Source organism: Mesorhizobium kowhaii, from assembly GCF_003253745.1.
In the GTDB taxonomy this organism is placed as follows: Bacteria; Pseudomonadota; Alphaproteobacteria; order Rhizobiales; family Rhizobiaceae; genus Mesorhizobium; species Mesorhizobium kowhaii.
The window spans coordinates 1-9469 of record NZ_MZXV01000054.1 but is presented as its reverse complement, the minus strand read 5'-3'; the positions used below and the strand labels follow the sequence as shown (position 1 = coordinate 9469).

Here is a 9469-nt window from a genome sequence, read left to right as displayed (position 1 = left end):
TGTAATTGGCCAAAGATTCATAGGTTTCGAAATAGCCGTGGGCGCCGTAGCCGCGAGCATGGACGACACGCTCGGGGATCCGCTCGTGGTCGAAGTGAAAAATTTTCTCGCGGAAATGGAAGTCTTCGAGGACCGTGGGACCGCGTGCGCCGATCTTCAATGAGTTCTGATCATCCGACACCGGTCCGCCCTGGGCGGTGGTGAGGACAGGAATGGAGCCACTGGCATGTTGGTGAAGCTCGCCTCCTTCGCCGCGAACCATTTTCTGGTCATGAATGACGGCTTGGCTGCCGGCATTGCGGCTTGGAGACTTGGCCATGGCTTGTTCCTTCAAAGAGTTCGGCTGGCGCACTCATTCACAATGGCCACGACGCCATGAGGTTCCGACCGGTTCTTAAGTTGTGTCCGCAGGGGTCTTGGCAAAAGAAGAGCCTGCTCGGTCCCCTGGAAAGGCAACGCGGGCCAGTAGCGTGAGGCGGTCGCCCGCCGTTCGGTGGCGAGGCTTGGCGAGGCTTCTCGATCGATTGTTTTCAGCGCGGAACAATTCGTCCGACCGCTCATTGTTCATCCGAGGGTCAACGCTACAGGAGAATACAATGGCCAAACAGAAAATGCTCGAAGACCTGTTCTACGACACGCTGAAAGACATCTATTTTGCCGAGAAGAGAATTCTCGCAACCTTGCCCAAGATGGCGAAGGCAGCCCAGAGTGCGGACCTGAAGGCCGCTTTTGTGAAGCATCGCAGCGAAACCGAAGGTCACGTCGCCCGCCTCGAACAGGTGTTCGCCATCATCGGCAAGAAGCCGCAGGGCAAGACCTGTGCGGCAATCGTTGGCATCACCGACGAGGGCGCCGAAATCATGGAAGAATACAAGGGTTCGCCAGCGCTTGACGCCGGGCTTCTGGCTGCCGCGCAGGCGGTCGAGCACTACGAGATTTCACGCTACGGCACGATGCGCACCTGGGCCGAAGAGCTTGGCCTGAAGGAAGCCGTCGCGCTTCTTGAAGCGACACTGAAGGAAGAAAAGGCGACCGACGAGGCGCTCACCGGAATCGCCACCTCGGTCGTCAACCAGCAAGCAGAAGCAGCCTGACGTAACACGAGGCCCGCCGAACCACGCGGGCCTCGATGTGGAGAATATTCAATGGCCAATACCCCATCCAAAGACCATCGCATTTCCGACCAAGAAGCTTTGCGCATCGCCGAGCAGACAGATGTCTCCCCACAGCAGGCCAAAGAGCTTGCTAAGGAACACGGCAAGGAGATGGGCGAACAGGAAGCTCGGAAGACCAAAGACGAGGGCTGAGCTTTGATTTCCCGACCTCAAAACGAGTGAGCCACCCGCGCGCGCAGGCCAGGCCTGGCTATTGTGGGTGGCGTTGCGATACGCACAGCTCTCGCTTACACCTTCCGGGAACACTATGACGCCATCGATCGGTACATGGAGACATACCGAGGGCGCTCAACCTATTGAACGGCCGGCCGGCGGAATTCAAAGAGCCGCATTTCGCGCCGATGTCTCGATGGTAACGACCGCTCAATTCGGGCCAATCGCGACTGGACCGATCCGTTCCAACGATGTTGGATGCTGCAGACCGGGCGGGACAGATGATATTGCCATTCCTTGGCCAGGATATGAAACCGGGAAAACCATCCTGTTCACCGTGCCGCCACGCCCGGTTGACACGGTCCGCAGCAGTCAAGGAACGCCGGCTCTGACCAATCGTTCCAGCGAGCCGTGATCAGGTTGTCCGAGATGCCGCAACAGGCCGCAACTCGGCGACGGAACGACTCGCTAACCGACTGTCGGACGCGTACAAAGCAAGGGTCGTCAGCCTGTATATGGGCGCTGGCGATTGAAAGAGTCGATCGCGCTTTCGCCCCCTAGCGAGCTACCAAAGAAGCCGTTGGAGACGAACGGCGTCGCCACGGGTTAGCGGGCGAGATGGATCCTCAACATGTCCAGCATAGTTGACAAGTCCGAAGAGCAGGAGGACGCCGAAGCCGAAGTCGAGGGCTTTCACGACGACCTTGGCCCGTTCGTGGTTGCCGCCGAGACAACACGAATGGCCATGGTTTTCGCCGATGCAAAGGAACCCGGCAATCCGATCATTTTTGCCAATGACGCCTTCCTCGCCTTGACCGGATACGCCAGGGAAGAGGTCCTCGGTCAAACGTTCAATTTCCTAATGGCGGACAGCACCGACGCCAGGGCGCTGAAACGTATCAAGGCGGAGTTCGAAGCCAATGCAGAGACGGGTGCGGAAATCCTTTACCGGCGCAAGGATGGCAGCGAATTCTGGGCGGGCCTTTTCGCCAGTCCTGTCCAGGACAAGAGCGGCGCCATCGTCCAGTATTTTACCTCCTTCGTCGATCTGACCAAACACAAGGAGGAGCAGGCGCAATCCAAAATGCTCATCGACGAACTGAACCATCGGGTGAAGAACACGCTGGCAACGGTGCAGTCGATCGTCTGGCAGGCATCGCGAGCCAATTCCGACCCGCGGGCAATCCGCGAAGCCGTCGAGTCCCGGCTGTTTGCGCTCTCCCGATCGCACAATTTGCTGACCCGGGAAAATTGGCACAGCGCCGGACTGCTCGATGTGCTCCACGATGCCCTGGAGCCGTTCGGCGTCACCGACGGACGGGCGGAGCGCCTAGTGATGTCAGGCGAGAACATCCGACTCTCGACAAGGGCGGCGCTGGCTCTTGGCATCGCGTTCAACGAACTCGCGACCAACGCGGTGAAATACGGTGCGTTTTCCAACGACAAGGGCTCGATCCGGATCGACTGGACGATCGAGCCGACGCCCGATGGCCGTAGGTTGATCCTGTCCTGGCGAGAGCAGGGCGGTCCGCCGGTTACGCCACCGCTGCGAAAAGGGTTCGGCTCGCGCGTGATCGAGCGCGGCCTGACCCACGAACTCGAAGGCACTGTGCAACTCGACTATCGCCCGGACGGGTTGATCTGCACGATGAACATTCCGGTACCGGGAATTCGCGATGGATAAACTGCTTTCTGGCCGGCGCTTCCTCGTTGTCGAAGATGAAATTCTGGTCCTGATGATGATTGAGGACATGCTGGGCGATCTTGGATGCGAGTCCGTGACCTCAGCCGCCACGATCGGACAGGCCATCGCCCTGATCGAAGCGCAGACTTTCGATGCCGCCATGCTGGACATGAATCTGGACGGCGACGACAGCAATACCGTGGCCGACGCGCTTGCCGAGCGCGGTGTGCCGTTCATCTATTCGACTGGCAACAGCGGTCGCGACATGCGCGAAGGCTTCAGCGACCGTGCCGTCCTTCGCAAACCGTTCAGCTTTGACGAGCTCAGCAGCAAACTCGAGCGCCTTCTTTCTGGCTGATCGCGGAGGCAAGTCTCAATTGTTTGGCGGGCGTATGGCCATCGTGCCTGGAACCCACCGCAATGGCGGGCGTTGTCCTCTAGCAACGGAGGACGCGATGGCGAAAGAACTCGAAGTGAACAATAACACCGCGCAAAATCAACAGCGCCAACCACAGCAGAAGCCCGGCGACAAGCGCAACCAGCAGAAGCTTCAGGGCAAAGCTTTTCAAGTGAATGAAAACAGCGTGGAAGACCAAGAGCCCGCTCGCTCACCAGCGCACCCACAGCAGTCCAGCGACAAGCGCAACCAGTCGAAGCCTGAGGGCAAAGCTTTCCAAGTGAACGAAAACAGCGTGGAGGACCAGGAGCCCGCCCGGTCACCAGCGCCGACACGGCAGGCATGATCGTAGGCCGTCTTAGTTGGCGGTCTATTTTGTCATTCGAGCCGTGCGTGGTGATGTCGGCTATTGCCGCTTTTCGGATTTCGCGTGATGTCTGACCTGAGTCCGCCATACGTATCAACGCGGACACCCGCCGACGCGCCTAAATTTATGGGTTCGTGCTCTAGATGAAACTTGAGAAAGCCAGGATTTCCGCTGCGAGCGTCACTGGCGCTTCTTCAGCCATGTGGTGTCCACAGGCAATGCCTCTCCCCTGCAGGCTTGTCGTCCACGGGCGCCATACACCGAGAACCCCATAAAGCCGTTCCAGATCATCGAGTATCGACCATAGAACCATGGTGGGACATTGGACTCACCGGCCGGCCCTTCGGTCGTCCGCGTCGTGCAGATGGTCGATTGAGAGGCCTGCCCTATAATCCTCGACCATCCCATGGATGACACGAGCGTCGAAAATTGCTGCTCTGTAGTCCGCAAACGCCTCAGCGCCCATCTGATCGGCGGAGCCGCCATACCAGGCTTCGGGATTGGCCATGATCGCCTGCTCCGGCTTGTCGGGCTGGGCAAAGAAGAACCAGTGCCACCACTCGGTAGCGAAGCGGGCGTCGCATCGCTCGATCGCTTCCAGGATGGGAACTCCGTCCAGAACGATGAGATGCGTTACCGCGGACGGGTGATCCATCGCCGTCCGGAAAGCGGTGTAGCTTCCGCGATCGTGCCCGACGACGGCAAAGCGGTCAAAACCCAGATGGCGCATGAGCGCGACACAGTCTCTCGCTTTCGCACGCTTGGATGAACCCGCATGGTCGTGGCTATCCTCGGGAATCGAAGACTGCCCGAAGCCGCGGAGATCTGGACAAACCACCGTGTGGTTTTCGGCGAGAAGCGGCGCAACACGGTGCCAGGTGGCATGCGTACGAGGGTGGCCATGCAGAAGCAGGACCGGTGGTCCTGAGCCGCCGTGCCTGACCCGAAGCGTCGCCTCGGGCAGCTGGATTGTCTCAAGTCGGAAACCTTCGAACATCAAGGTGCTAACCTTGGCTGTGGTCGGAGGTACCACATCCAACGTCAGGCTTTAGGTCCGCGCTATTGATCGGCCACGTGTCGAACAAGAGCGATGCTGCCTGCACTGTCCCTGCAATGGCTAGGAAGAGACAATCCGCCTTGCTGTTGAGGTGCTTTGGAGCGGTGGAGCCCGACCCGTCCTGGCCAACCGGCTATCGCCGTCTTCTCTGGCTTTGGATCGGCAGAGGACGAACCGCCCCGGCCGAAAACGTGTAAGTGGCAAATGGATCTGGCTTGTGAGCAGGATGCCCATATCCAAATGGCCCGCCGAAATCACCTTCAGCCGCTTGATCGGGGGATAGAGATGGTTGTTCGGGCGATTCACCGGCTGAAACGGTGAGGTCGTGATCTTCCATTCCGAGGGCGCCAGGTTGCTTCATGCAGCTAAAGAAATCGAGAGGCCGGTGGTTCCTCAAAGGTCCCCCGCATGGTTTCCGAAACCTTTCCAGCCGAGGTGGGAAGCGGGCGGTCCCGTTGCGCGGCCCATGCTTGGTCCGTCCATTGGAACAAGAATGCCGTGGCGAACGTTGGTTGACGTTAAGTGACAGGCTCAAGTGACGCCCTGCCAAGGGCGAGAGCGGCGAACGGCGAGTACCGCCGGGCGCGCTCATAGGAGGCGCATATGAATATCACCACAATTCTGGTTATCGTTCTTATTGTTTTTCTGGTAGGCGGCGGCGGCTTCTACGGCCGTGGACGCTGGTACTAAACCGTGAAGGTGATCGTCGAACCCGGAACCTCTTGGTCCCGCACTCCGTTATAGCGCGGAGAAATAAATCACGAGGCAATGAGTTCATGGACAATCCGCACACCAGTATTTTGGAGGCTCGTTGGCTTCTTGCCGTACCCCTCTCGCTCGTCCTTGCGGTCCTTTTGGCCGGCTTCGTCCTTGCCTGAACCGTGTCGGTAGCGGCTTGGTCGGTAAGTCATCATCCTTTCGTAGTCGTCAGGAACTTTAGCCTACGCTAAAGAGTCATAGTGGCAGCGATATCTCCCGGATATTGCTGCTGGATCGGGGCCCGTACCCCTGATCGGCCCGCGTCCTCCGCCAGAGGCGCGAAGCCTGCTGGAAGGCGCTTGATCAGGTGCTTGGCCGCACCTGGTCGAGTGCGTGCGGCAAGGCGATGCGGATCTTGCGGCTGGCGATGGACACCGGCTACCAGGCGCCGGCCGTCTATGCCTGGGCGCGCAGGGCGGGATTGGCGCATGTCGCTCCGGTCAAGGGTGTCGAAAACTTCAATCGGGCAAGCCCCGTCACCGGCCCAACCTTTGTCGATGCGACTTCACACGGAAAGCGCCTGCGGCGCGGTGCAAAGCTGTGGACCGTCGATGGCTCCACCTTCAAGGCCGAGACCTATCGCTTCCGCCTGCCCCGGCCAACGGACGAGGAGCTAGAGGCCGGTGCCAGACATGCGGCAGGCGCTGTCCATCTCCCCTCCTGGGTGGACAGCGAGTGGTGCAAGCAGTTCGTCGGTGAGCAGTTGGTCACGGTGCGCACCAGGCGTGGCTTCTCACGCCTGGAATGGCAGAAGCTTCGCGAACGCAATGAAGCTCTCGACTGCCGCGTCTATGCCCGCGCCGCTGCCTGGATCATCGGTGCCGACAGATGGCCGGAATCGACCTGGCGGGACCTCGAGGCGCAGGTCGGCAAGAACGTCGCTGCGCTGGCGCCGACGCCGACTGCCGCAGCCACGGCGCCATCATTGACCTCAGTTTCGAACATTCAAAACACGCGCTCCCAAAACCGGCACCCCACGCGGAGGATTAGGCGGGTTCGCCTGAGCCGCTGGATGGAGTGACATCAACAGTCTCTGCGATGCCGATGGATCTCCCCGGGACGCCAGCCTGCGTGGCCTGGCAATTGCGCTGAACAATCGCGGCGTTCGCACAGCGCGCAATGGCCAGTGGCAGGTGTCGAATGTCCGCAACATCTTGGCGCGGTCATCTCCTGCGAACCTCCTTTATAGGGGGAATTACCCAGGGGAGCAGTCCTGCTGCGTCAAAGCCCCTTCGGCGGCACAAAGAGGCATACCGTGCGGGTGTGCTCGGAGCTCTCTACGCTGCACCAATGGAAATGCCGTCAGGTGAATCTTTCACCCGATTGTCGTGGTAGCCAACAAACTCCCTGGTGCTCTGGATGACCTAGCCTTCATGCTCCTCGCCGATCGCATTGTCTGCGACCTCCCGGCGATCCTGTTCGGCGCGGCACTCGGTCGGATATGACCAGCCTGCCGGCGCGTCGTGGGCATGCACATGGCCGGTCCAAGCGGTCATTACATAGACGAGTGGGTCGGCGCCGCGAGGCATCGAGTCTGGCCTAAGTAGAGACCGGATGGGTTCCGGCCGTGCATAAGAACGGCGGCGGCCTGGAGGGGATTGTCCTCCTGTTACGACGTCAAGGCTCAGGATTGCGCGTCCATTAGCTTGAGTGCATGTTTAGTCGGCCGGCTTGGCAGAACATGTGAGGTCGAATGTCATGAATATACTGCTGCGTCATGTTCTCGAGAGTCTGGTGCGTCAGGGAAGCCTGCGTGTTTCCGGGCCGAATGGCATGATCGACTCGTTTGGGGATGGCACAGGAGCGCCGGCGCACATCCACATCAAGACCCTCGGGGCCGAGCGGGCAATCACCTTCGATCCGATGCTCGCCTTGCCGGAAGCCTATATGCGCGGCGAAGTCGATATTCCCGAAGGCGGGGTACTTGGGCTGATGCGTATCGTCTTCCAGAATATCGGCGATGCCGGTATCGATACGGCCTGGACCAAGGCCATCGACGGGGTGCGGCTCGCGTTCCGACGCTTCCAGCAGATCAATACGACCCGGCGTTCACGCCGCAATGTCGCAGTTCACTACGATCTTTCGGTCGACCTCTACCGGCTCTTTCTCGACGACGACATGCAGTATTCATGCGCGTACTTCCAAAGACCGGAAATGACGCTCGACGAGGCGCAGTCGGCCAAGAAACGCCACATCGCCGCCAAGCTGCAACTGGAGCCCGATCTCAAGGTGCTCGATATCGGATGCGGCTGGGGCGGGCTTGGTCTTTATCTCGCCAGGTCGTTCAAGGTGGATGTCCTGGGAGTGACGCTGTCGAGGGAACAGCACGCGGCCGCGACGGACCGGGCGCGTTCAGAAGGACTGGCAAGTCGCGTTCGGTTCGACGTCAAGGACTACCGGGAACTTGGCGAGCGTTTCGACCGCGTCGTCTCGGTCGGCATGTTCGAACATGTCGGTGTCAATCACTACAACACCTTCTTCGCCAAATGCGCAGAGCTGCTGAACCCGGATGGGGTCATCCTCCTTCATACGGTTGGCCGTTCCGGCCCTCCTTCGACAACTAGCGCCTTCGTTCGCAAACACATCTTTCCGGGCGGCTATGTCCCTGCTCTGTCGGAAGTGGTGCCAGCCATCGAGAAGGCCGGACTGGTCATCACCGATGTGGAAATCCTGCGCTTGCATTATGCCGATACGCTGAAACACTGGGGCCAGCGCTTCGCTGCCAATCGCGACAAGGCCAAAGCCATCTATGACGAACGCTTCTGCCGCATGTGGGAGTTCTATCTGGCCGCGTCCGAAGCCGCGTTCCGCTGGCAGGATCTTGTCGTCTTCCAGATCCAGCTCACCAGGAATAATTACAAGCTGCCGACCAATCGCGACTACATGGCAAGATGCGAAAAGCTGCTGGAATTGCACGCGATGGCCCACTCGAATGGCGATCTCCATTGAAGGGCTCGCCGGACGAGGAATGTATTCCTGATATCGGTGGCGCCGGCAAGTGCCGTGGGCTGCGGAAATTAAGGAAATGCATCGGGTCCGCTGCCGGGGAGACAGCGGACTCAAACTAGGGCCAAGAGGGGCAAGGCCCTTTATGATCCCTATGCGGGGATCATGCTGGTAACACCGGGCTGGTACAAACGTTCCGTCGGCTGAAAGATATATCCGGGGCCATCGGCGCGAGTGCGCCGAGTGGGGAAGGCTAGTCGCGAGCCAAAGCCATAGACCGATGCCACGACAAGGCGCATAGTTCGCTCATGTCGCTGCCTCAACGCGCCGATCTCCCGACGAGATTTCACGCGGCAGCCGGAGCGGTTGAGCGACGAACCAACAAGACTTGCCGAAGGCATGACGGCAGTTCCGCGAGAGCGAGCGCGGATCGAAAACCATACCTGCGAGTTTGCTGGTTGCAGCAAGCGCGCGCCGTTCGGCTTCGCCCGGCAGAGACAACCGTCGCACTGGTTTTGCCTTGAACACCGGGCAGAAGGCGACCGCTATTTGCAGAGGCAAGATGATCTATCCGCCAAAGCATCAGGACGACTACCCCGATCGCTCGCTTGATTGCCAGGAGGCCATGGAACCGGGGGTTCAGGCCATTGTCGATTGCATGTTGGAAGTGGGTTGGACGCGAGGCGAGACCTTGCGGCGCTGAAGCGGCTGATGTCCGCCGACAACATGACCCAGAAAGAAAACGCCAGGACGGAAACGCAGCTTGCGATTGCGCGGGCCATGATGCACACCGGCCGGACGCTCTAGAGCGGGATGAATTTAGGTTGGTACATACCCGGCCTCGGTGAAGTAATTTCTGCATTCGGTTGAAGTGACGGTGCCGAGGATCTGACCGATGGCTTCGCAGACGGTCTCGACTGTTCGTCTGGCA

The 9469-nt window shown here is 59.7% G+C and carries 10 protein-coding genes and 2 pseudogenes; 9 read left to right on the top strand and 3 right to left on the bottom strand.

Annotation, left to right across the window (positions count from 1 at the left end; translation table 11 throughout):
- The coding region (locus B5V02_RS24840; RefSeq protein ID WP_146606146.1) for a catalase at positions 1-319 on the bottom strand (319 nt) is incomplete at its 3' end.
- 277 nt (positions 320-596) lie between these two features.
- Between B5V02_RS24840 and B5V02_RS24835 the strand changes: the two genes are divergently transcribed.
- From B5V02_RS24835 to B5V02_RS24820, 5 genes are all read left to right on the top strand, one after another.
- On the top strand, positions 597-1094 hold the full coding sequence (locus B5V02_RS24835) for a YciE/YciF ferroxidase family protein (RefSeq protein WP_111546711.1): 498 nt from the start codon (positions 597-599) through the stop codon (positions 1092-1094).
- 51 nt (positions 1095-1145) lie between these two features.
- Positions 1146-1307 carry a hypothetical protein gene (locus B5V02_RS40800; protein WP_167458654.1) on the top strand — a complete coding sequence of 54 codons (162 nt, stop codon included), beginning with the start codon at positions 1146-1148 and terminating at the stop codon, positions 1305-1307.
- Positions 1308-1959: 652 nt separating this feature from the next.
- Positions 1960-3012 carry an HWE histidine kinase domain-containing protein gene (locus B5V02_RS24830; RefSeq protein ID WP_208647135.1) on the top strand — a complete coding sequence of 351 codons (1053 nt, stop codon included), beginning with the start codon at positions 1960-1962 and terminating at the stop codon, positions 3010-3012.
- The gene (locus tag B5V02_RS24825; protein WP_111546709.1) at positions 3005-3370 is read left to right on the top strand and encodes a response regulator; all 366 of its coding nucleotides are present in this window, start codon (positions 3005-3007) and stop codon (positions 3368-3370) included. Before B5V02_RS24830 ends, B5V02_RS24825 begins: the two co-directional genes overlap by 8 nt.
- Positions 3371-3467: 97 nt before the next feature.
- A complete protein-coding gene (locus B5V02_RS24820) occupies positions 3468-3755 on the top strand; it encodes a hypothetical protein (protein WP_146606145.1) in 288 nt (95 codons plus the stop codon).
- Positions 3756-3915: 160 nt separating this feature from the next.
- On the opposite strand, the pseudogene B5V02_RS24815 reads toward B5V02_RS24820, so the two are convergent.
- Positions 3916-4773, bottom strand: a pseudogene (locus B5V02_RS24815) (alpha/beta fold hydrolase).
- A 1108-nt stretch (positions 4774-5881) separates the two neighbouring features.
- Here B5V02_RS24815 and B5V02_RS24810 point away from each other — a divergent pair.
- Both B5V02_RS24810 and B5V02_RS42525 read left to right on the top strand, forming a co-directional pair.
- A pseudogene (locus B5V02_RS24810) lies at positions 5882-6613 on the top strand (terminase gpA endonuclease subunit); the annotation flags it as partial.
- 1 nt (position 6614) lies between these two features.
- Positions 6615-6902, top strand: coding sequence for a recombinase family protein (locus B5V02_RS42525; protein ID WP_342633878.1), 288 nt, complete (start codon positions 6615-6617; stop codon positions 6900-6902).
- A gap of 54 nt (positions 6903-6956) precedes the next feature.
- On the opposite strand, the gene B5V02_RS40795 is transcribed toward B5V02_RS42525, so the two are convergent.
- Positions 6957-7121, bottom strand: coding sequence for a hypothetical protein (locus tag B5V02_RS40795; RefSeq protein WP_167458653.1), 165 nt, complete (start codon positions 7119-7121; stop codon positions 6957-6959).
- A 169-nt stretch (positions 7122-7290) separates the two neighbouring features.
- On the opposite strand from B5V02_RS40795, the gene B5V02_RS24800 reads away from it, so the two are divergent.
- Entirely contained in the window at positions 7291-8541 is a 1251-nt protein-coding gene (locus B5V02_RS24800) for a cyclopropane fatty acid synthase (protein ID WP_111546706.1), read from the top strand.
- Positions 8542-8937: 396 nt separating this feature from the next.
- Positions 8938-9150, top strand: coding sequence for a hypothetical protein (locus B5V02_RS42780; RefSeq protein WP_425374417.1), 213 nt, complete (start codon positions 8938-8940; stop codon positions 9148-9150).
- Positions 9151-9469 lie beyond the last annotated feature (319 nt).